Origin of the sequence: Burkholderia aenigmatica (assembly GCF_048627025.1) — a bacterium.
GTDB lineage: Bacteria > Pseudomonadota > Gammaproteobacteria > Burkholderiales > Burkholderiaceae > Burkholderia > Burkholderia aenigmatica.
In genome coordinates this window covers 1,308,032-1,330,024 of record NZ_CP184469.1, presented here as the reverse complement: position 1 = coordinate 1,330,024, position 21,993 = coordinate 1,308,032, and the positions used below count along the sequence as shown (strand labels likewise).

Sequence of the window (21,993 nt, the reverse complement as noted above, 5' to 3'; positions counted from 1 at the left end):
CCCGGCTGGCCGGGCATGTCCAACGAACCAGCCGCTACCCTAAAGCATTCGGCGATCGCGTGCTTTTTCGACGGGTGTGGCGGCGGCCGCGATGAAGCCGGCCGGCCGCCCGGCGCGTCAGTTCCAGCCGACCATGATCGCGCCCATCCCGACGAGCAGCCCGCCCGTCACGCGGTTCATCGCGCGCATCCGCGCCGGCCGTTGCAGCGCGCGGCTCAGCCGGTGCGAGAACAGCGCCATCGACGCGACCCCGCCCGCGAACAGCACCGCGAACGTCGCCGCGAGCAGCAGGAACTGCTGGTTCAGGCTCCAGTCGGCGCTCGGGCTGATGAACTGCGGAAAGAACGACGGAAAGAACAGCAGTGTCTTCGGGTTGAGGCCCGAGGTGGCGACGCCGCGCCAGAACAGCGCGCGGTGCGAGTCGGTTTCCGGCGTTGCCGCACCGGCCGGCCCGGCCGAGGCAGCGGGTGCTCCGGCTGGCGCACGGCTGAGCCATTGCTTGCAGCCGAGCCAGACGAGGTAGGCCGCGCCGGCCCAGCGCAGCACGGTCAGCGCGCGCTCGTCGAGATGCACGAGGGAATTCAGACACAGCGCGGTCAGCGCGAGTTGCAGCAGCACGGCGAGCGTGCCGCCCCAGACGCACGGCAGCGCGCGACGCCAGCCGGCGCGCAGTGCCTGGTTCATGGTGAGAAGGTTGACGGGGCCGGGGGCGTAGACGAGAACGGCGGAAGCAGCGAGAAACGAGAGGTAAAGCCTGAACGACATGACGGGTAGGGCAGGAACAGGAACACGGGCGCCGAAGCCGCGCGGCCGGATAGGCGCGCGGGCGGCGGGGAATCGCATGCCTGCTGGCCGGCACCGCAACTCGTGATTGCGGCCGTGCGTCCCGGTGCGAGGGGGTTGTCGCGGGGAGCGTGCCGGACAACAGGCATGGGTAAAAATATATCAAGGGGCCGGATTAAAAGGCTTCCGCATTTCCACACAAACCGACACAAATCCGGAATGTCGTTCAGATAGAATCCCGGTTTTCAGTAGAAGATTCTTCTTGTCATGGCCACACGTGAACGCTCGCCGAAAACGCTCGACAGTCAGGACCGCAAGATCCTCGGCGCACTGCAGAAAAACGCGCGTCTGTCGAACGCCGAACTGGCCGAACAGATCGGCATGTCGACCACCGCGTGCTGGAACCGCACGCGGCAGCTCGAGGTGGACGGCTATATCGACGGTTATGTCGCGCTCGTCAATCAGCGGAAGCTGGGCTACGCGGACATCGTGATCCTCGAAGTCACGCTCGATCGTCACGAGGACGACGCGCTCGCCCGCTTCGGTGAGGAACTCGCCGCACTGCCCGAGGTGCTCGAGGCTTATCTCGTGTCCGGCGAGTACGACTACTGGATCAAGGTGGCGGTGGACGGCACGGCCGGCTACGAGCGTTTCCTGCGCGAAAAGCTGTACAAGATCTCGAGCATCCGTCACAGCCGCTCGATGTTCGCGCTGCGCTGCATGAAGGACGTGCCGTCGATTCAGGTGTGAGGGGAATAAGCATGCGGCCGGCGTTGATACGACGGCGCAGGTGGCTGCGCGTGGGCGCGGGGAAAGACGGCAATCGGGTGCAGGGCAAGCCGCATCGCGCGGTTCGGTACCCGGGCCGGTAAAGCGGATGAATCTTCCATCCGGGACGATCCGGCGTAACCGCGCGCCGGCTCGATGACGGCTGCCCGCCCGGGCAACCGTCCGACAGAACCGCGCCGACGCCGGTCGGCGCCGGCATCGGCTTCAACGTGACTGCTACGCGCTCCCGACGCGGCGAGCGCATTCAACCGGGGCAACCCCGGCCGGTTTCCGACCGACAGCCAGGCGAGATGCCGTGCACTGCATGCCGATGCCCGACGCTGCGGCCTCGCGGCGCGCGTTCGGGCAAGCGGATCAGGCAGGGGATTGTGCGGCCAACTGGCGGCCGGCCGCTCCGTTCAGTGCGGCAGGCGTGCGTGTGCTTCAGCGATGACTTCGCAGTTCTCGAGGTGGAGTGCCCAAGCTTCTGCAATCAGGTCGCTCACACGTGCGAGCCAGCCTGCGGATTCGGTGGAACGGTTGGAGACATTGGACGTTTGCATGACGAAGCCCCGTATAGGTGGCGAGTTAGGGATAACCCTAATCATAGCGAAACGGCTCCGCTTTGTGAAATGCGATTTCGTTATATGAGAATTACTGACAATTTGTGTTGCTGCTTCGCAACATGAATATCGGGTGGCTTGGTCTCGGGCGCGCAGGCGTGGCGAGGCCGTGCCTGCACGGCCTCGCATGGGACAAGAGAAGGGATTCGAGCGGTGAGGAGGACGGCGGAAGCGGGCGGTGGCTTACCGGCCGATCCACCCGAACCGCCACGACAGCCGCCGTGTCGCGGCGAGCAACACTTGCGCGAGGTCGCTGTCCGGCCCGCGCGGGAAACCGCGCGACGAGCCGATGATCGCGATCACGAGCCGGATGCTGCCGGTGTGATCGAACACGGGCGCGGCGACCGTCCCGATGCCCGGCACCGGCGCGTCGAACGCGAAATCGAGTGCGTCCGCGCGGATCGTCGCAAGCCGCGCGCGGAAGGCGTCGTCGGCGGGCGCGGCGGCGTTGCCCGCGAGGCGCACGGGCTCGTCGGCGAGCAGGTCGGCCAGCACGTCGTCGGACATGCCGGCCGCGAAGATTCGTCCGATCGCCGTATTGACCAGCGACATCACCGTGCCGACCTGCAGGCTCACGTGCTGCGGCCGCGCCGACTCTTCGAGGCGAATCACGGTCGGACCGAGCGGCCCGAGCGTCGCGGCCGCCACGCTCATGTCGGTCGCGCCGGCCAGTGCGACGATCTCGGCTTCGGCGTCGCGGGTCGGCGACACGCGCTGCATCGCGATCAGGCCGAGCGCCTGCCCGAGCGGGCCACCGCCGAAGCAGCCGGCGTCGTCGCGGCTCAGCAGGCCGATCTTCTGCAGGCTGACGAGATGCGGAAACGCCTTCGCCGCCGGCATGCCGGCCGCCGCCGCGAGATCGCGCAGCGGCAGCGCGCGGCCCGCCGATACCAGTGCGAGCAGCAGCTCGCCGGTGCTGTCGAGCGCATTGATCCCGCGCTGCGCTTTCGCATCGTCGGCCAGCGCGGGGGGCAGGCGCAGGGCGGCCGGGGCCGGGCCGGACGCGGGCGGCGGGGCGTCGTGCGCCGCGCCGAGCGAGGCGGTGGCCTGCCGTGCCGCGTCGCGCAGTGCCGCTGCGATCGGGCCGTCCCAGTCGACGTCGATCGAGCCCGTCGAACCGATCACCGTCAACGCGAGCTGCAGCTTGCCGTCCGCGTCGAACACCGGCACGCACATCGCGCTGACGCCGGGGCTCGGCAGATCGACGCCGCGCTCGATACCGCGTGCGCGGATCGCATCGAGTTCGGCCGGCGGCACGCCGGTATCCGGCACAGGCTGTTCGGCGCCCGCGAGCGTGGCGCCCGCACCGGCCTGGCTGGCCGCCATCGCGTCGAGTTGCGCGGGATCGCCGAACGCGCGGAACACGCGGCCAGTGGCTGTCGTGTCGAGCGACATCACCGAGCCGACGTGCAGGTTCACGTGCAGCGGATAGCCGCCGTGCTCGATGCGCACGATCGTCGGCCCGAGCGCGCCCGGCACCGACAGCGCGACGCTCAGGCCGACCGCTTCCGCGAGCCGTGCCGCGTGCGGCAGCGCCGCGCGATAGGCCGGCTGGCGCTCGATCGACATCAGCCCGAGCCGCAGCGACAACGGGCCCGGCTCGTAGTTGCCGGTGATCGCGTCACGCTTCACGAGCGCGAGCCGCGTCAGGCTCACGAGATAGGTGTGCGCCTGCGCGGTCGCCAGGTCGGCCGCCGCGGCCAGTTCGGACAGGCCCAGCGGCTTGCGACGGCGCGCGAGTGCGTCGAGCAGCCGGCCGCCGACCTCGACACTCTGGATCCCGCGCTGCGCCTTGGGCGGCGCGTCGTCTGCGCTGACTTCGTGGTTCTGCACGCGATGATTCTTCCGTTGACGAAACCCCGCATGGTATCCGACGCCATTTATCGCGCCAGCCCGCAGGTTTACCCGTATTAGACAATAGCAAGCGACTTTGTCATTGACAAATATTCGATGCGGGCCGAAGATCCGCTCACTCCCCTCAACACATGGCTCGCAGCCACGGAACGCAACATGGCCAAAGCATTCGCCTCCCAAGCCGATCTGGAAGAGAAGAAAGTCACCTGGACGAAGCTGTCCGAGAACGCGTACGCGTACACCGCCGAAGGCGACCCGAACTCGGGCGTGATCATCGGCGACGACAGCGTGCTGATCGTCGACACGACCGCGACGCCCGCGATGGCACAGGATCTGATCGCGAAGATCCGCAGCGTGACCGACAAGCCGATCAAGCACGTGGTGCTGTCGCACTACCACGCGGTGCGCGTGCTCGGCGCATCCGCGTATTTCGACGAAGGCGCGCAGCACGTGATCGCGAGCCGGGGCACGTACGAGATGATCGTCGAGCGCGGCGAGGCCGACATGAAGTCGGAGATCGAACGCTTCCCGCGCCTGTTCGCGGGTGTCGAGACGGTGCCCGGCCTGACCTGGCCGACGCTCGTGTTCGAGCGCGAGATCACGCTGTTCCTCGGCAAGCTCGAAGTGAAGATCATGCACGTCGGGTCGGGCCACACGAAGGGCGACACGATCGTCTGGATTCCGTCGCAGAAGGTGCTGTTCTCGGGCGACCTCGTCGAATACGACGCCGCGTGCTATTGCGGCGACGCGCAGCTCGAACAGTGGCCGGCCACGCTCGAGGCGCTGCGCGCGCTCGGCGCGGAGAAGCTCGTGCCGGGCCGTGGCCCCGCGCTGCTGAACCCGGCCGAAGTGAACAAGGGCCTCGACTACACGAAGGATTTCGTCACGACGCTGCTCGCACAGGGCCGCAAGGCCGTCGAACAGAAGCTCGACCTGAAGGCATCGATGGCGCTCACGCGCGAAGCGATGGACCCGAAGTTCGGCCACGTGTTCATCTACGAGCATTGCCTGCCGTTCGATGTGTCGCGTGCGTTCGACGAAGCGAGCGGCATCACGCATCCGCGCATCTGGACCGCGCAGCGCGACAAGGAAATGTGGGCCGCGCTGCAGGACTGAGCGGCTTGCACAGGCGGGGCACCCGACAGGGCGCTCCGCCTTTTTTCTGAAGCGGCGACCGGCCGCGGCTTTTCGCCGACTTTCCGTCTGCCGTATCTGATCTCACAAGAAAGCAGGGCGCACGTACGCCCTGGGAGACGGCTGCGCGCTCGAATCGCGCAGCCGGTTTGGAGAGAGACATGCCCCAATCGCTTCCCGCCGAAGCGACGCTCGCGCACGCGAGTGCTTCGGCTTCCACGTCTGTCGCCTCAGACGACGCGCTGCTGTTCCGCAAGATCGCATGGCGGATCGTGCCGTTTCTGTTCCTCTGCTACGTCGTCTCGTTCCTCGACCGCATCAACATTGGCTTCGCGCAGTTGCAGATGAAGCACGATCTCGGCTTCAGCGACGCGATGTACGGCCTCGGCGCCGCGGTGTTCTACGTCGGCTACGTGTTCTGCGAAGTGCCGAGCAACCTGCTGCTCGCGCGTTTCGGCGCGCGCCGCACCTTCACGCGGATCATGCTGCTGTGGGGCATCGCGTCGACCGGGATGATGTTCGTGTCGCAGCCGTCGCATTTCTATGTGCTGCGGTTCCTGCTCGGCGTGTTCGAAGCGGGCTTCTTTCCCGGCATCGTGCTGTACCTGACCTACTGGTTTCCCGCGAACCGGCGTGCGGCCGCGATCTCGGTGTTCTTCGCGGGGGTGGCAGTGGCCGGCGTGCTCGGCGGCCTGATGTCGGGCTGGATCATGCGTGACATGAGCGGCGTGCTCGGGCTGCACGGCTGGCAATGGATGTTCGCGATCGAAGGCGCGCCGGCGATCCTGCTCGCGTTCGCCGCGTTCACGAAGCTCGTCGACCGGCCGCAGGACGCTGCCTGGCTCACGTCCGACGAAAAGGCGCGTGTCGCCGCGCTGTGCGCGGAAGGGCGCGGCGCCGCACATGACACGCACGACCGGCGCAGCCTCGCGGCCGCGTTGACGAACCCGCGCGTCTATCTGTTCGCGTTCATCTATTTCTCGCTGACCTGCGCGTCGCTGACGCTCAACTTCTGGATGCCGCTGATGATCCGCGACTTCGGCGTGACCGACGTCGTCGCCGTGAGCCTGTACACGGTCGTGCCGAACGCGGTCGGCGCGGTGGGGCTGATCCTGATCGCGCGCCGCTCGGATCGCACCGGCGAGCGCCGCAAGCACTTCGCGTGCTGCACGATCGGCGGCGGGCTTGCACTCGCGGCGCTGACGCTGCACCTGCACAGCTTCGCGGCGATGCTCGCGTGCCTGTCGATCGCGGCGACGCTGATCTTTGCCGCGCTGCCGATCTTCTGGGCCGTGCCGACCCGCTACTTGTCGGGCAATGCGGCCGCGGCCGGAATCGCGCTGATCAGCAGCATCGGGATCACGAGCGGCATCGTCAGCCCGTGGGTGATCGGGATGATCCGCACGAAGACCGGCAGCATGGATCTCGCCGTGTATCTGCTGGCCGCGCTGCTGGTGGCGAGCGGGGCCGCGCTGATGCTCGGCGTGAAAGGCGAAGGCGCGCCGCGCGACTGAGCGGGCAACGGCCGGTCGCTGCGCGCGGGCGGCGGCGACCGGCGTCACCTGTCCGTCCCGTACCCGAATCCATCGAGGAGACGATCGATGTCTGCCCCCTTTCAAGCGGACGCCGCGCGTGCCGTCGCGTCCGGCGTTGCTGCAACCGACGACGATGCGCTGTACCGGCGGATCGGCGCGCGAATCGTGCCGTTCCTGTTCATCTGCTACATCGTGTCGATCCTCGATCGCAGCAACATCGGCTTCGCGCAGTTGCAGATGCGGCAGGACCTTGGCCTGACCGACGCGATGTACAGCCTCGGCGCGGTGCTGTTCTTCGTCGGCTACGTGCTGTTCGAGGTGCCGAGCAACGCGTTGCTGCGCCGCTTCGGGGCGCGCCGCACGTTCGCGCGGATCATGTTCCTGTGGGGCGCCGTGTCGGTCGCGATGATCACCGTCGACAGCGCGAAGCATTTCTACGTGCTGCGCTTCCTGCTCGGGCTGTTCGAAGCCGGGTTCTTTCCGGGCGTGGTGTTATACCTGACCTACTGGTACCCGGCGCGGCGGCGCGCATCGGTGCTGTCGATCTTCTATGCGGGCGTCGCGGTGGCCGGGATGGTCGGCGGGCTGCTGTCGGGCTGGCTGATGCGCGGGATGTCGGGCGTGCTCGGGCTGCATGGCTGGCAATGGATGTTCGCGATCGAGGGTGCGCCCGCGATCCTGCTCGGCGTGGTCGCGTGGTTCTGGCTGTGCGATCGTCCCGAGCAGGCGAGCTGGCTGTCCGACGCCGATCGGCAACGGCTCGCGGCCGACCTGGCCGCCGACCGCGCCGGTGCCGAGTCGCCGGCACCGCATTCGCTGCGGCAGGTGCTGGCCGAACCGCGCACGTACCTGTTCGCGTTCATCTATTTCTCGCTGACCACCGCGCTCCTGATGCTGCTGTTCTGGATGCCGCTGATGATCCGCGAATTCGGCATCCACGATGTCGTGCAGATCAGCCTGTTGTCGGTCGTGCCGAACGCGATCGGCGCGGCCGGCCTGATCGCGATCGCGCGGCGCTCCGATCGCAAGCGCGAACGGCGCTGGCACTTCGCCGCGTGTGCGTTCGGCGGCGCGCTGGCGCTCGTGCTGCTGACGCTGCATCTGCCGAGCATCGTCGCAATGATGGCGCTGTTGTCGATCGCGGCGATGCTGATTTTCGCCGCGCATCCGGTGTTCTGGGCCGTGCCGTCCGCGTATTTCTCCGGCGCGGGCGCGGCGGGCGGGATCGCGCTGATCAGCAGCATCGGCGTATCGAGCGGCATGATCACGCCGTGGCTCGTCGGGCTGATCCGCACGAGAACGGGCAGCATGGATCCGGCGATGCTGATGATCGCGGCGTTGCTGGCCGCGTGCGCGGTTGCGATGCTGTTGGGCGTGCGGGCCACGCCGCAAGCCGATTCGGCGTGACGCCGGCGGCTGCGGGGCGGATTCAGGTGAGGGGCAGGAACAGCCCGAGCAGCACCCGCGCCCTGTGGATCAGGCCACCGCGCGCCTGCCGGTCGATCGTCAGGCACGCAATCGACGTGATCATCGCGCCGGCTACGCCCGATACACCTCGATCCGGTTGCGGCCGCGCTCCTTCGCGAGATAGAGCGCCTTGTCGGCGCGCGACAGCGGCTGGTACGCGCCGAAGTCCGACGTCCGCATCGCATCGATGCCGATGCTGACGGTCAGCGTGACCTGCTGATCCTCGTGCATCAACTGCGCCTGCATCGTGCGTTGCTGCACGCGCTGCGCGAAGGCCAGTGCCTTGTCGAGATCCGATCCCGGCAGCACGATCGCGAATTCCTCGCCGCCGACCCGGCCGACGATGCCGTCCGGCCCGGTTTCCGCGAGCAGCAGCCGCGCGAAATGCCGGAGCGCGCGGTCGCCGACCGGGTGGCCCCAGCGGTCGTTCAGCGCCTTGAAGTGATCGAGATCGAGCATCAGCACCGCGGCGGCCAGGCCGGTCGTGCGCACGGTGCGCAGCGCGGCTTCGCTTTGCCGCATGAAGGCGTGACGGTTCGACAGTTGGGTCAGGTGGTCGGTCGTCGCCATCCGGTGCAGTTCGGCCTCGATGTGCTTGCGGTCGGTCGCGTCGGTGATGAAGCCGTGCCACACGGTGCCGCCGTCGGCCGTGCGCAGCGGGCGCGCATCGCCTTCGCGCCAGCGCAGGCCCTGGCCGGGCAGCAGCACGCGATATTCGAGGCGCCACGGCGTCAGTCGCACCGACGAGTCGTGCAGCGACTGCCGATAGGCGAGCAGGTCGGCCGGATGGATCCGCGTCTCGACGGCCTCCGCGCTGCGGGCGATCTGCTCGGGCGTCAGTTCGTAGATGTCGCCGACCCCCGCGCTCGCGTAGGAAAAAAAGCGGTGCCCGTCGGCCGCCTGCCGCAGCTGGAACACGAGCCCGGGCACCTGGTCGGTGAGATCCGTGACGAGCGCGGCCGAGTCGCGCAACCGCGCGGCGAGCTCACGCAGCGCGGTGATGTCCGTAGTCGTCCCGACCATCCGGAGCGCGCGGTCGTTGCCGTCGCGGGCGATCACCTTGCCGCGGCTGCAGATCCACTTGTACGAACCGTCCTTGCAGCGGATGCGGTGCTCGACCGCGTAGTAGTCGGTGCGGCCTTCGAAGTGCGCGAGCATCGCGGCCTTCACGTCGTCGATGTCGTCCGGATGCAGTCGCTCGTACGCATCCTCGATCCGGGTGCTGAGTTCGTGCGGCGCGTAGCCGAGCATCGCCTTCCAGGCCGGCGAGTAATGGATCTCGCCGGTTGCCACGTTGCGATCCCATACGCCGGTGCCGCTTTCGGTCAGCGCGAGCGTGGTCAGCGTGCTGTGTTCCTCGACGATGCCGAGCCGCTCGCGTAACGCGCTTGCTTCGATCGCGCGGGCAAGCGCGCTTGCGGCGAGCGTGGCGAGGTCGCGCAGCACCGCATATCGGGGGGCGTCGAGCGTCAGGCACGTATCGTCGACGACGCACAGCGTGCCGAGGGTCGCGCCATCGGGCGCCGTCAATTCGCAGGCCGCGACGATCCGTAGTGCATGACTCGGGTGGTCGTCGTCTTGCCCGGTGCGGTTCGCACCGGGCAGCGCGAAGCGGGCATCGTCCGTCGGATCCGGCTCGGCTTGGGGCAGCAGGCATTCGGCGGGAAATCGATCGGGAAGCGGATCGGGCAGTGCGCCGTCGGCGGCCAGCACGCGTTGCGCATCGGCTTCGGCGCGCGCAATGAATGCGCCGGCGGCGGCGCAATACGCACGCGCGACACGGCAGACGGTGTCCAGTTCGGGCAGGGGCGGAAGCGCCGGCTGACGGTCGGCCGCGCCGCGCGCGGAGGCCGGCGCATCGCCGGTCTCGGTGATGAACATCCGGAACCGCATGGTCGAATTCCGCAACGGACGATTGCGCTCGTGATCGGACGAATGCCGGTCGAACGAGGCTGCTTGGGGGACTGTAATCGCAGAGCTTACTGTTGCGCGGAATGCGTGGCAAGCGGCCAGAAATCGGCGGTCGGTGCATGTCGATGCGGCGGTCGGGAAAGCGTCCGGCGCGTGTTCCCGCAGACGAATCCCGCGAGCGGCGCTCGCCCGGAAACCTGCTGCCGAACCCTGGATGACGGCGGGCGATTCACCGCGCGTCACCGCGTTCCGCAGCCGGTCCCGGGGGCGACGCGCGCGTTGCTTTCGACCTGCGGGTGCGGGATGTCCCGCGTTCAGCGGCCCGTCGCGTAGCGCGGCGCGGGCGTATCCGTCGACAGGTGCGGCGCCATCGTGCGGCGCGCGGCTTCGTACGCTTCCCATTCGTCACCCGCGTGCAGCGACGGGATCGTCACGAGTTCGCCGCGATCGAAGCCGACCAGCGCCGCGTCGACCATGTCGGGCGCCGGCATCACGATTTCCTTCGGCAGGTGCTCGAGCGGCAGGCCGCCCGTCTGCCAGAAATCGGTCGCGGTCGCGCCGGGCAGCACGGCCTGCACCTGCACGCCCTTGCCGGCGAGCTCGTGATGCAGCGACTGGCTGAACGCGAGCACGAACGCCTTGCTGCCGCCGTACACGCCGTTCAGCGTTTCCGGCGAGATCGCGACGATCGACGAAATGTTGATCACCGCACCGCGGCCGCGTGCGACGAAACCGGGCACGGCCGCATAGGTGAGGCGCGTGAGCGCGGTCACGTTCAGGTCGATCATCCGCGTCATCGCGTCGACGTCGCTGTCGAGCAGCGGCGCGTGCGTGCCGATGCCGGCGTTGTTCACGAGCAGCGTGATGCTCGCGTCCTGTTTCAGCTTCGCCTCGACGGCGGCGAGTGCGGTGCGGTCGTTGAGGTCGGCGTCAATGATCTCGACGCTGCGGTGCGTGTCGTTCGTGATGCGGTCGGCGAGGGCGACCAGCCGGTCGCGGTTGCGCGCAACCAGGATCAGGTCGTAACCGCGGCGTGCGAGGCGGTCGGCGTAGAGGGCGCCGATACCCGACGAGGCGCCGGTGATGAGGGCGGTACCGCGATGTGCTTGCGTCATGATGTGCTCCGTTTCGAGGGAAATGGCCGGATGGCGTGAAGCCATTCTGGTCTCGAATCGTTGCGACACAAATGACGTAGATGGGTATGATTCAGGACATCGGGCGGACCTGCGTGCCCGGGATGGAACGGGAGAACGCGCATGCACCGCATCGGCTTTCTGATCAGCGACGGCTTCCAGATCATGGCGCTCGCCGCGCAGTCGGTGTTCGAGTACGCGAACATGGGCATGAGCGAGCCGTTCTACGTGATGGACAGCTATTCGGTCGACGGTGGCGACGTGCGCTCGTCGCTCGGGCTGCCGGTCGCCACGCGCGCGCTGCGCGGGCGGATCGCCGTCGATACGTGGATCGTCGCGGGCGTCAACGATCCGCTCGCTTCGCCCGCGCCGGCCGGCGTCGTTGCGTTCCTGCGCCGCGCGAACGCACGCGCGCGGCGGATCGCCGGCATCTGTACGGGCGCGTTCGTGCTGGCCGAGGCCGGGCTGCTCGCGCAACGCCGCGCGACGACGCACTGGGCGTTCGGTCGCGACATGCAACGAAGCTACCCGGAGATACGTGTCGAGGAAGACCGGATCTACATCGTCGACGGGCCGATCTGGACCTCGGCCGGGATGACGGCCGGCCTCGACCTTGCGCTCGCAATGGTGGAAAAGGATCTGGGCGCCGATGCGGCCCGATCGGTCGCGCACAAGCTCGTGATGCACCAGCGGCGGGCCGGCGGCCAGTCGCAGCATTCGGAAATGCTGGATCTCGCGCCGAAATCCGACCGGATCCAGAATGCGCTGAACTACGCGCGGCAGCATCTCGGCCGTGCGCTGACCGTCGAGGATCTCGCTGAAGCCGTCCACCTGAGCCCGCGCCAGTTCAGCCGCGTGTTCACGCTCGAAACGGGGCAGTCGCCCGCGAAGGCGATCGAGCGGTTGCGGCTGGAATCGGCGCGGCTGATGATCGAGCAGAGCCGCCATTCGCTCGACGTGATTGCGAAGGAAAACGGTTTTCGCGACCGCCGGCACATGCGCGACGCGTTCATGCGCGGGTTCGGCGTGCCGCCGCAGGCGATGCGGCGCGAAGCGCGGGCGGACGAGCGGGACACGGGCTGAACGGTCACCGACCTCAGTCGGTTCGTCCCGTTGTATCGACGGTTACGGTGATGGGCGGCCCGTCCGATTTCCGCTATCGCCCGGCATTCAACGCGTGACGAACGGCGCGGCGTCGTCCGGCGCCGTGCGCGCATGCTTGCGCTGGCGCAGCAGCGCGACGCGGCAGTTTTCGCGCGCGGTCTCGCGGCCGTCGTCGTCGAGCAGCACGAGATCGCCGCGCATCACGTTGAGCGTGATCACGTCCTCACCCGGTGCGCCGAGCGTTTCCGGCGTATGCACCGAACCGGCCGGTTCGAGCACTGTCGAGCCGGCGTGCGCCACCCAGTCGTATTCGCGGTAGCGCCACGCCCCCTGCAACGTATGGACGAACACCTCGCCGTCGTGACGGTGGCGCGGCAACGTGCCGCCGGCGGGCATCTTCAGCAGCGCGGTCAGCGTGTCCTCGGCCGCATTGATGTGCAGGTACTTGATCGCCAGCCCCGGCAGGTCGGCGCTCATCGGCAGCCACGGCAGCGCGTCGCCGGGCAGGCACGAGATCGGCGGCAGGTCGGTGGAGAGCGGGGCGGACGGCTGCGTCATGGCGGGAGGCGTGCGGAAATGGGGAGCCCGCATTATCGCAGAGCCGGGTTGCGCAGCCGAACCGGACGTTGCGCATCGACTCGAGCACCGGCGAGGAGGCGATCCTTACAGCTTGAAATATGCAGCTAAACTGTACAGTTTTCCTGTATATCTGCTATCTTGAATTCATGAACACGCCATCGCCATCCTCCGACGCGCTCCCACTGGCCGGTCTCGCCGGCGAACTCCGCATCTCGGTCGGCAAGCTGATGCGGCGGATGCGGGAGCAGATCCACCCGAACGACCTCACGTCATCGCAGAAGTCGGTGCTGTTGCGGCTCGACCGCGACGGCCCCGCGACCGTGTCGGCGCTCGCGCGCGCCGAAAGCGTGCGCCCGCAGTCGATGCGCGTGACGGTCGCGACGCTCGAGACGCTGGGCGCCGTCAGCGGCGCGCCCGATCCCTCCGACGGCCGGCAGACGCTGATCGCGCTCACGCCCGGTTTCCGCAAGGTGCTGCAGGCCAACCGCGCGGCCAAGGACGACTGGCTGTTCCGCGCGCTGCACGCACAACTGTCGGAGGCGGAGCAGGCGGAGCTCGCGTCGGCCGTGAAGCTGCTGCAGCGGCTCGCCGAATTCCAGGCGCCGGCACGCCCGTAATCCGCTTCGACCTGTTTGCCGAAAGGACACCTGCAAATGAACCTCCCGCATCTCGTGTCGTATTTCTTCGGCGGTGCGTTTCTCGCGAACGTCGTGCCGCATCTCGTCAGCGGATTGCGCGGGGAGCCGTTCCAGACCCCGTTCGCGAATCCGCCCGGGCGCGGGTTGTCGTCGTCCACCGTGAATGTCGTGTGGGGCGTCGCGAACCTCGTGGTGGCTTATGTACTGGTGTGCCGGGTCGGCGACTTCGACCTCCGGGTGACGGCCGACGCGGCGGCGTTCGGTCTTGGCATCCTCCTGCTCGGCCTGTTCCTCGCGCGGCACTTCGGCGAGCTGCACGGCGGCAACGAGCCCGACCGGGAGCGGCCATGAGCGTGCCGGCGGCGGGCGTATTCCGCTCGCTTCGCAGCTTCAACTATCGCGTGTGGGCGATCGGCTCGCTGGTGTCGAACATCGGCACGTGGATCCAGCGCACCGCGCAGGACTGGCTCGTGCTCACGCAGCTCACGCATCACGACGCGTCGGCCGTCGGCATCGTGATGTCGCTGCAGTTCGGCCCGCAGCTTCTGCTGCTGCCGTGGACAGGTTACGCGGCCGACCGCTTCGACCAGCGCAAGCTGCTGATGGCGACGCAGGCGCTGATGGGCGGGCTCGCGCTCGCGCTGGGGCTGCTGACGGTGACCGGCGTCGCACAGTTGTGGCACGTGTATCTGTTCGCGTTCCTGTTCGGCTGCGCGTCGGCATTCGATGCGCCGGTGCGGCAGACTTTCGTCGCGGAGCTGGTCGCCGACCGGGAGCTGGCGAATGCCGTCGCGCTGAACTCGACGTCGTTCAACGCGGCGCGGATGATCGGGCCGGCAGCGGCCGGCTTCATCATCGCGTCGGTCGGCACCGGCTGGGCGTTCCTGCTCAACGGGCTCAGCTTCGTCGCGGTGCTGGCGTCGCTGTCGATGCTGCGTGCCGACGAACTGCGCGCGCACGCGCGGGCCGACCGCAAGCGCGGGAGCCTGCTCGACGGGTTCCGTTATGTGTGGCAGCGCCCGGACCTGAAAGCGATCCTCGTGATGCTGTTCCTGATCGGCACGTTCGGGCTGAATTTCCAGCTGTTCATCTCGACGATGGCGGCCAGCGTGTTTCACGTCGATGCGCGCGGCTTCGGCGTGCTGTCGTCGATGATGGCCGTCGGCACGATTACCGGCGCGTTGCTCGCGGCGCGCCGCGACCGGCCGCGCTTCCGGCATCTGTGGATCGGCGCGGCGCTGTTCGGGCTCGGCTGCACGCTGGCCGCGCTGGCGCCGGGCTACTGGCTGTTCGGCGCCGCGCTCGTGCTGACCGGGATCGCCGCGATCACCTTCATGAACTCGACCAACAGCCTGGTGCAACTGTCGACCGAGCCGGCGATGCGCGGCCGCGTGATGGCGCTGCGTCTCGCGGTGGCGCTCGGCGGCACGCCGATCGGTGCGCCGGTGGCGGGCTGGGTCGCGAACCATCTCGGCCCGCGCTGGGCGCTTGGTGTCGGCGCGATGTCCGGCTTTGCCGCGGCGCTCGTCGCGACGCATTTCATGGCGCGCATGCGTGCACAGCCGGGGACGGATGACGGCAGCTGACCGGCAGTGAAACCGGCGCAGGCTGCACAAGCACCCAAGCACCCAAGCACTCAGCCACGACGGTCGTTACGCCACCGGCCTTGCCGCCGCATGCGCGGCTTCCAGACACGACTGAAACAGCAACGCAGCCCGCGATGGCCGCGGCGAGCGCCGCAGCAGGCTCACGAACCGGCACCGGTAATTGAACCGGTGCGGCGCGATCGGCTGCATCAGCCCCTTGTTTTCGAAGCTTTCCGCGTAATGGTCGGGCAGGAAGCCGAGATAGCGGCCGGACAGGATCAGCGTCGCGATCGACTCCTGATCCGACGCGGTCGCGCTGCGCGTGAGCTTCGCGCGGTGACTCAGCTCCATGTTCGGCGAATGGAAGCCGAGGCCCGCGAACGCATGATTGCGGATCGTCGTCCACGTGAGCTTGCCGTGCGGCGCATCGAAGAGCGGGTGCTGGCGGCCGCAATAGAGGAGCATCCGTTCGTCGAACAGCTCCGAATACACGAGGCTGCCCGAGTTGCGGTGCGCGGGGATGATCCCGACCTGATAGCTGCCGTCGATGATGCCGCGCTCGACCTCGTTGATCGACGCGACATGCAGGTTCAACGCGACGTCGGGCGCCTCGTCGGCGAACTGGCGGATTGCGTCGCCAAGCCGCGCGTTCGCGTTGGTGGCCGTCTTGTCGAATACCGCGATGTGCAGTTCGCCGCCCATCTTGTCGTGAATGCCGTCGATCCGGCTGCGAAATGCCTCCATCGACGCGAGCAGCCGCAGCGTCTCCTCGTACACTGTCTGGCCCTCGGGCGTCAGCGTGAAGCCCGCGCGGCCGCGCCGGCACAGCACGAGGCCGAGGCGCGTTTCCAGATCCTTCACGTGCCGGCTGATCGTCGAGATGCCGATATTCAGTTCCAGCTCGGCCGCCGCCATCCCGCCGCACTGCACGACGCCCTTGAAGACCCGCAGCAGGCGGAGATCCATGTCGCTGAGCTGCCCGAGCAGCGCGCGGCTCTTCGGTTTCTTTGCTTGCATAGTTGAGCAAGTGAACATTGATATTGCGATATTCAAAAGACTAATTGGCGTCCCGACAATGTGCAACATCATCACAAGGAGGAGGGGCGCCACGCGCCGACCGACATGACCGACATCACCACCGCCCAGCAGGACGACACCAACCTCCGTACCGACGCCGCCTGGCTCGACGCGCACTGGATGCCGTTCACGGCCAACCGCCAGTTCAAGGCCGATCCGCGCATGATCGTGTCGGGCAAGGGCGCGTATTACACGGACGGCGAAGGCCGCAAGATCTTCGACGGCCTGTCGGGCCTCTGGTGCACGGGCCTCGGTCACGGCCGCACGGAAATCGTCGAAGCCGTGAGTCGCCAGGTCGCGCAGCTCGACTACGCGCCGGCATTCCAGTTCGGTCATCCGAAATCGTTCGAGCTCGCCAACAAGCTCAAGGACCTGACGCCGGCCGGCCTCGACTACGTGTTCTTCACGGGGTCGGGCTCGGAAGCGGCCGATACCTCGCTGAAGCTGGCCCGCGCTTACTGGCGCGCGAAGGGCAAGGGCACGAAGACGCGCCTGATCGGCCGCGAGAAGGGCTATCACGGCGTGAACTTCGGCGGTATCTCGGTCGGCGGGATCGGGCCGAACCGCAAGCTGTTCGGCCAGGGCCTCGACGCCGACTTCCTGCCGCACACGCAACTCGCCGAAAACAAGTTCTCGCACGGGATGCCCGAGCACGGCGCCGAGCTGGCCGACCGCCTGCTCGAGCTGATCGCGCTGCACGACGCGTCGAACATCGCGGCCGTGATCGTCGAGCCGTTCTCCGGTTCGGCGGGCGTGGTCGTGCCGCCGAAGGGCTATCTGAAGCGCCTGCGCGACATCTGTACCGCGCACGACATCCTGCTGATTTTCGACGAAGTCATCACGGGCTTCGGCCGTGCCGGCGCGATGACGGGCGCCGACGCGTTCGGCGTGGTGCCGGACATCATGAACTTCGCGAAGCAGGTGACGAACGGCGTGCAGCCGCTCGGCGGCGTGATCGCGACGAAGGAAATCTACGACACGTTCATGGCCGCAGGCGGCCCCGAGTACATGCTCGAGTTCCCGCACGGCTATACGTATTCGGCGCATCCGGTGGCATGCGCGGCCGGTGTCGCGGCGCTCGACCTGCTGGTGAAGGAAGACGCGGTGGCCCGCGTGCGCGATCTCGCGCCGCATTTCGAGGCTGCGGTGCACGGGCTGAAGGGCCAGCGCCACATCGCCGACATCCGCAACTACGGCCTCGCTGCCGGCCTGACGATCGCGGCGCTGCCGGGCGAGCCGGCACGGCGCCCGTACGAGATCGCGATGCGCTGCTGGGCGAAGGGTTTCTACGTGCGCTACGGCGGCGACACGATCCAGCTGGCGCCCCCGTTCATCTCGGAGAAGCGCGAGATCGACAACCTGATCAACGCGCTGTCCGATGCGCTGAACGAAGTGGACTGAGCCGCGGCTTGCCCTGAGCGATAACCGAATTCACGAACGAGCCTGAACGATGAAACACGACAGCAATGTGACCTCCACCGTCGGCCACCTGATCGACGGCAAGCGCGTCGACGGCGGCAGCCGCGTCCAGCCGGTGTTCGACCCGGCCACCGGCGAATCGCACAAGAGCGTCGCGCTCGCCGACAAGCTGACCGTCGAAGCCGCGATCGCGTCCGCGCAGGCCGCGTTCCCGGCCTGGCGCAACACGCCGCCGCTGAAGCGCGCCCGCGTGATGAGCCGCTTCAAGACGCTGCTCGAGGAGCACGCGGAAGAACTGTGCGCGCTGATCACGGCCGAGCACGGCAAGGTGCTCGCCGATGCGATGGGCGAACTGCAGCGCGGGATCGAGAACGTCGAATACGCAACCTACGTACCCGAGCTGTTGAAGGGCGAGCACAGCAAGAACGTCGGCCCCGCGATCGATTCGTGGAGCGAGTTCCAGGCGCTCGGCGTCGCGGCCGGCATCACGCCGTTCAACTTCCCGGTGATGGTGCCGCTGTGGATGTGGCCGATGGCCGTCGCATGCGGCAACACCTTCGTGCTGAAACCGTCCGAGCGCACGCCGTCGTCTACTTTGCGCATGGCCGAGCTCGCGCTCGAAGCCGGCCTGCCGCCGGGCGTGCTGAACGTCGTGAACGGCGACAAGGAAGCGGTCGACACGCTGCTGACCGACCCGCGCGTGAAGGCGGTGAGCTTCGTCGGCTCGACGCCGATCGCGGAATACATCTACTCGACCGGCTGCGCGCACGGCAAGCGCGTGCAGGCGCTCGGCGGCGCGAAGAACTTCGCGGTCGTGATGCCCGACGCCGACATCGGCAACGCGGTGAACGCGCTGATGGGCGCGGCGTACGGCTCGTGCGGCGAGCGCTGCATGGCGATTCCGCTGGTCGTCGCGATCGGCGACGAGACGGGCGACAAGGTCGTCGCGGGCCTGAAAGCCGAGATCGAGAAGATGAAGGTCGGCCCGGGCAACGGCGCGGGCGTCGACATGGGCCCGCTCGTCACGCAGCAGCATTTCGAGAAGGTGACGGGCTTCGTCGAAGCGGGTGTCGAAGCGGGCGCGACGCTCGTCGTTGACGGCCGCAGCGTGAAGGTCGACGGCCACGACGGCGGCTATTACCTCGGCCCGTGCCTGTTCGACAACGTGAAGCCCGGCATGCCGATCTACCAGCACGAGATCTTCGGGCCCGTGCTCGGCGTGATCAGGTTGAAGTCGCTCGACGAGGCGATGGCGCTGATCGACGCGCACGAGTACGGCAACGGCACGTGCCTGTTCACGCGCGACGGCGAGGCCGCGCGCTACTTCGGCGACAACATCCAGATCGGCATGGTCGGCATCAACGTGCCGCTGCCGGTGCCGGTTGCGTACCACTCGTTCGGCGGCTGGAAGCGCTCGCTGTTCGGCGACCTGCATGCGTACGGCCCGGACGCGGTGCGTTTCTACACGAAGCGCAAGACGATCACGCAGCGCTGGCCGTCGGCCGGCGTGCGCGAAGGGACGGTGTTCAGCTTCCCGTCGAACCGCTGACGCGCATGCCGGCTGCATGCAGCCGGTATGACGGGCAAAGGCCCGCTCCGATCGTCGATCGGAGCGGGCTTTTTCATGTCTGCACGGATGGGGCGGAAGGCAGCAGAATGCTTACGGTGCCACCACGTGCCACATGTTCTTGAAGTTGTCGCCGTTGCGGTCGCCCTGTTTCATGTCCTTCGAGAAGAAGTACAGCGGCTTGCCCTTGTACGCCCATTGCGGGCTGCCGTCATCGCGCTTGATGATCGTGTAGGGGCCGACCGGGACGTCGGTCGCGCTGGCCTTGTAGGGCGGCCAGAAGGATTCGCATTGGCCCGTGCAGGCGCTGGTGCCGGCGTTGGGCTTGTCGTGGTCGAATGCGTAGACGGTCATCCCGTTTGCGGCGACGAGCGCGCCGTTTTCGACTTTCGTGATCGAGCCTTGGGCCGACGCCGAAGCGGATGCAATGGCGAGCAGGGCGGAGCTGACGAGCAGCGCGGCTTTCATGAGGGCCTCCTGTAATCCGGTGGGCGGCCGCGATCGGGCACGGGCGAGCGTGCGCCAGGATCGCGATGAATGGTGCCGGAACGCGGTGCCGTTGCCGCCGGTGCGAGCGACGCAGGGTCGAATGGCGGCGAACGGAGCGCTCCATTCACGATAGGCGGTTTTTGGCGGGGCTGCGAGAACATCGGGGGCGTATCGGCCGCGCGTCGGCGTCACGCAACGGCATGGCGATCGCCGCCGTGCTGCGCGCCGGTATTCACCATCCGTCCCCGAAGGGCGCGCCGCGCATGCCGCTGCGTCAGCGTCTCGCCCGATTGGTCAGCGCGACGCCCGCGATCACGAGCGCACCGCCGGCCAGCATCGACGGCGACAACGGCTCGCCGAGCAGCGCAACCGACAGCAGCACGCCGAACACGGGCACCAGGTTGGTGAACACGGCCGCGCGGGCCGGCCCGAGTTCGCGGATCCCCTGCGAATACCAGACGAACGCGACCACCGTGCCGATCGCGCCGAGATAGAGCATCGACGCGACGGCCTGCCACGTCAGCGGCGTGCCGCTGCTGGCGGGCGAGCCGAACAGGTGCGCGACGATCAGCAGCGCGAGGCCCCACAGCGCCGCATACGTCGTGGCCGCCAGCGGCGACAGCCCGTCGAGCGCGCGCCGGCCGATCACCGTATAGGCGGCCCAGCTCAGCACCGCGCAGAGCATGTAGCGTTCGCCCGCGCCGAACGTGTTGCCGAGATCGGTCAGCACCCGCAGCAAGTCGCCACGGCTGATCACGATCAGCGCGCCGAACAGCGCGACGGCGATGCCGGCCCAGCGCGACAGCGACAGGCGTTCCCCGCGCACGACGATCGACAGCAGCACGGCGGTGGCGACGGGATTCAGCGCGACGAACAGCGCGGTGCGCCCCGCCGGCATCCGCGCGAGTGCCGCGAAAAAGCACACGTTGTACAGGAAGATGCCGGTCGCGCCGAGTCCGAAGGTCGTCAGGATCTGGCGGCCGTTCAGCTTCGGCAGCCCGCCTTCGATCTTCCACGTCAGCACGACCAGCAGCAGCGCGGCGATCGCGAAGCGGCCGGTGGCCGCTGAGGTCGCGGACATCGTCGCGGCCAGGATCCGGCCTGCGATGAAGGTCCCGCCCCAGAACAGCGCGACGAGCGTGAGCTTCACGTAGATGGCCGCGTGCGGCCGGGCGGCGGCGATGGCGGCGGGCGGGGCGGGAGCATTCATGTGACGGGGTTTCTCGGTGAGCGCCTGCGGCAACGCATGAGCGACCGCGCGCGGCCGGCGATTGCGAATCGCGCGATCGCGACGGTGCAGGCTGGATTCAGGGGGATCGGATAGGATCGGGCGCGGCGTCGTCGTCAGCGAAACGCGGGCGCCGACGCGAGGGCAGTCAGTACGACGGGCATCGCGAGCGCCGCGGCGATCGTCTGGAACGCGGTGATGCCGGCCATCAGCGGCGCGTCGCCGCCGAGCTGGCGCGCCATGATGTACGACGCCGACGACGTCGGCAGCGCCTGGAACAGCAGCGCGACCGTCAGCGCCGCGTCGCCGAGCCCGAACAGGCGGCCGGCGGCGAGCGTGATGAGCGGCATCGCCATGAACTTGAACGCCGACGCGACGCACACCGGCTGCAGCCACGCACGCGCCGCATCGAATCGCAGCGCCGCGCCTACGCACAGCAGGCCGAGCGGCATCGACGCGACGCCGAGCGCACGCACGGCCGGCTCGACAGCCGCCGGGAACGCAACGCCGCCGGCCTGCATCGCGATCCCGAGCGCGCACGCGACGACGAGCGGATTCGACAGGATCTGGCGCGCGAGCGCCGCCGCGCCGAGCCGCGTGTCGCCGTAGCGCGCGAACACGAGCACGCACATCAGGTTGACGGTCGGGACGATCGCCGCGACGCACACGGCCGCGAGCGCGATGCCTTGTGCGCCGAACAGGCCGGCCGCCAGTGCGGTGCCGACATAGTTGTTGAAGCGCACGGCGCCCTGGAATACCGACGTGAAGCCGGCGCCGTCGACCCGCACGAACCGGCGGACCAGCAGAAGAAGCGCCGCGGCGAGTGCGGTCGAACCGACCAGCGCAGCCGCGAGCGGTAAAACGGGCAGCGATTGCAGCCGCGCGTTCGCGAGACCGTCCGCGAACAGCGCGGGCAGCAGCACGTAGTAGCACAGCCGCTCGGCCTGCGGCCAGAACGCGTCGGCGATGAAGCCCGTGCGCCGCAGGCCGTGGCCGAACGCGACCAGCAGCGCGACCGGCGCCAGCGCGAGCAGGATCGGGCCGATCATCGGCGTGCCTTCACGCGAGCCATGCCGGCGGTGCGGGCCGCCACGAGCG

General features: G+C 68.2%; 19 protein-coding genes. 10 read left to right on the top strand and 9 right to left on the bottom strand.

From position 1 onward, the window contains the following. Nucleotides 1-117: 117 nt before the first annotated feature. Entirely contained in the window at nucleotides 118-765 is a 648-nt protein-coding gene (locus ACN8ZM_RS23030) for a LysE family translocator (RefSeq protein WP_089453048.1), read from the bottom strand. 285 nt (nucleotides 766-1,050) lie between these two features. On the opposite strand from ACN8ZM_RS23030, the gene ACN8ZM_RS23025 reads away from it, so the two are divergent. Further along, nucleotides 1,051-1,533, top strand: a complete 483-nt coding sequence (locus tag ACN8ZM_RS23025; RefSeq protein ID WP_021159229.1) for an Lrp/AsnC family transcriptional regulator — start codon at nucleotides 1,051-1,053, stop codon at nucleotides 1,531-1,533. A gap of 824 nt (nucleotides 1,534-2,357) precedes the next feature. On the opposite strand, the gene ACN8ZM_RS23020 is transcribed toward ACN8ZM_RS23025, so the two are convergent. After that, complete coding sequence (locus tag ACN8ZM_RS23020; RefSeq protein WP_420212473.1) at nucleotides 2,358-4,007, bottom strand: IclR family transcriptional regulator; 1,650 nt, start codon at nucleotides 4,005-4,007, stop codon at nucleotides 2,358-2,360. Between the two features lie 177 nt (nucleotides 4,008-4,184). On the opposite strand from ACN8ZM_RS23020, the gene ACN8ZM_RS23015 reads away from it, so the two are divergent. The 3 genes from ACN8ZM_RS23015 (at nucleotide 4,185) to ACN8ZM_RS23005 (ending at nucleotide 8,104) form a co-directional block, all read left to right on the top strand. Continuing rightward, entirely contained in the window at nucleotides 4,185-5,144 is a 960-nt protein-coding gene (locus ACN8ZM_RS23015; RefSeq protein WP_043183605.1) for an MBL fold metallo-hydrolase, read from the top strand. Between the two features lie 179 nt (nucleotides 5,145-5,323). After that, entirely contained in the window at nucleotides 5,324-6,676 is a 1,353-nt protein-coding gene (locus ACN8ZM_RS23010) for an MFS transporter (RefSeq protein ID WP_420212472.1), read from the top strand. A gap of 87 nt (nucleotides 6,677-6,763) precedes the next feature. After that, complete coding sequence (locus tag ACN8ZM_RS23005) at nucleotides 6,764-8,104, top strand: MFS transporter (protein ID WP_420212471.1); 1,341 nt, start codon at nucleotides 6,764-6,766, stop codon at nucleotides 8,102-8,104. Between the two features lie 132 nt (nucleotides 8,105-8,236). Here the strand turns inward: ACN8ZM_RS23005 and ACN8ZM_RS23000 are convergent, their stop codons facing one another. After that, the gene (locus tag ACN8ZM_RS23000) at nucleotides 8,237-10,057 is read right to left on the bottom strand and encodes a sensor domain-containing diguanylate cyclase (RefSeq protein WP_420212470.1); all 1,821 of its coding nucleotides are present in this window, start codon (nucleotides 10,055-10,057) and stop codon (nucleotides 8,237-8,239) included. 332 nt (nucleotides 10,058-10,389) lie between these two features. Further along, nucleotides 10,390-11,190 (bottom strand): SDR family NAD(P)-dependent oxidoreductase, encoded by an 801-nt coding sequence (locus ACN8ZM_RS22995; protein ID WP_043183609.1) that lies wholly within the window; start codon nucleotides 11,188-11,190, stop codon nucleotides 10,390-10,392. A gap of 141 nt (nucleotides 11,191-11,331) precedes the next feature. On the opposite strand from ACN8ZM_RS22995, the gene ACN8ZM_RS22990 reads away from it, so the two are divergent. After that, nucleotides 11,332-12,291, top strand: coding sequence for a GlxA family transcriptional regulator (locus ACN8ZM_RS22990; RefSeq protein ID WP_205822696.1), 960 nt, complete (start codon nucleotides 11,332-11,334; stop codon nucleotides 12,289-12,291). A gap of 87 nt (nucleotides 12,292-12,378) precedes the next feature. Here the strand turns inward: ACN8ZM_RS22990 and ACN8ZM_RS22985 are convergent, their stop codons facing one another. Beyond that, nucleotides 12,379-12,870, bottom strand: a complete 492-nt coding sequence (locus tag ACN8ZM_RS22985) for a 2,4'-dihydroxyacetophenone dioxygenase family protein (protein ID WP_128843224.1) — start codon at nucleotides 12,868-12,870, stop codon at nucleotides 12,379-12,381. 167 nt (nucleotides 12,871-13,037) lie between these two features. Between ACN8ZM_RS22985 and ACN8ZM_RS22980 the strand changes: the two genes are divergently transcribed. From ACN8ZM_RS22980 to ACN8ZM_RS22970, 3 genes are read left to right on the top strand one after another with little or no spacing between them, the layout of a single operon-like run. Then, entirely contained in the window at nucleotides 13,038-13,508 is a 471-nt protein-coding gene (locus tag ACN8ZM_RS22980; protein ID WP_043183613.1) for a MarR family winged helix-turn-helix transcriptional regulator, read from the top strand. A 36-nt stretch (nucleotides 13,509-13,544) separates the two neighbouring features. Then, the gene (locus ACN8ZM_RS22975) at nucleotides 13,545-13,880 is read left to right on the top strand and encodes a hypothetical protein (protein WP_043183616.1); all 336 of its coding nucleotides are present in this window, start codon (nucleotides 13,545-13,547) and stop codon (nucleotides 13,878-13,880) included. Further along, nucleotides 13,877-15,115, top strand: a complete 1,239-nt coding sequence (locus ACN8ZM_RS22970; protein WP_043183617.1) for an MFS transporter — start codon at nucleotides 13,877-13,879, stop codon at nucleotides 15,113-15,115. The genes ACN8ZM_RS22975 and ACN8ZM_RS22970 overlap by 4 nt, the downstream gene beginning before the upstream one ends. Nucleotides 15,116-15,181: 66 nt before the next feature. Here ACN8ZM_RS22970 and ACN8ZM_RS22965 read toward each other — a convergent pair whose 3' ends face one another. Next, nucleotides 15,182-16,132, bottom strand: a complete 951-nt coding sequence (locus ACN8ZM_RS22965) for a LysR family transcriptional regulator (RefSeq protein WP_043183618.1) — start codon at nucleotides 16,130-16,132, stop codon at nucleotides 15,182-15,184. A gap of 105 nt (nucleotides 16,133-16,237) precedes the next feature. Between ACN8ZM_RS22965 and ACN8ZM_RS22960 the strand changes: the two genes are divergently transcribed. Continuing rightward, complete coding sequence (locus tag ACN8ZM_RS22960; protein WP_420212469.1) at nucleotides 16,238-17,593, top strand: aspartate aminotransferase family protein; 1,356 nt, start codon at nucleotides 16,238-16,240, stop codon at nucleotides 17,591-17,593. A 49-nt stretch (nucleotides 17,594-17,642) separates the two neighbouring features. After that, nucleotides 17,643-19,160: a CoA-acylating methylmalonate-semialdehyde dehydrogenase gene (locus ACN8ZM_RS22955; RefSeq protein WP_043183620.1), complete on the top strand. Its 1,518-nt coding sequence runs from the start codon at nucleotides 17,643-17,645 to the stop codon at nucleotides 19,158-19,160. A gap of 111 nt (nucleotides 19,161-19,271) precedes the next feature. Here ACN8ZM_RS22955 and ACN8ZM_RS22950 read toward each other — a convergent pair whose 3' ends face one another. From ACN8ZM_RS22950 to ACN8ZM_RS22940, 3 genes are all read right to left on the bottom strand, one after another. Then, nucleotides 19,272-19,646 (bottom strand): hypothetical protein, encoded by a 375-nt coding sequence (locus tag ACN8ZM_RS22950; protein WP_043183621.1) that lies wholly within the window; start codon nucleotides 19,644-19,646, stop codon nucleotides 19,272-19,274. 295 nt (nucleotides 19,647-19,941) lie between these two features. Beyond that, on the bottom strand, nucleotides 19,942-20,877 hold the full coding sequence (locus ACN8ZM_RS22945) for a DMT family transporter (RefSeq protein WP_420212468.1): 936 nt from the start codon (nucleotides 20,875-20,877) through the stop codon (nucleotides 19,942-19,944). 134 nt (nucleotides 20,878-21,011) lie between these two features. Further along, the gene (locus ACN8ZM_RS22940) at nucleotides 21,012-21,944 is read right to left on the bottom strand and encodes an AEC family transporter (RefSeq protein WP_420212467.1); all 933 of its coding nucleotides are present in this window, start codon (nucleotides 21,942-21,944) and stop codon (nucleotides 21,012-21,014) included. Nucleotides 21,945-21,993: the final 49 nt, after the last annotated feature.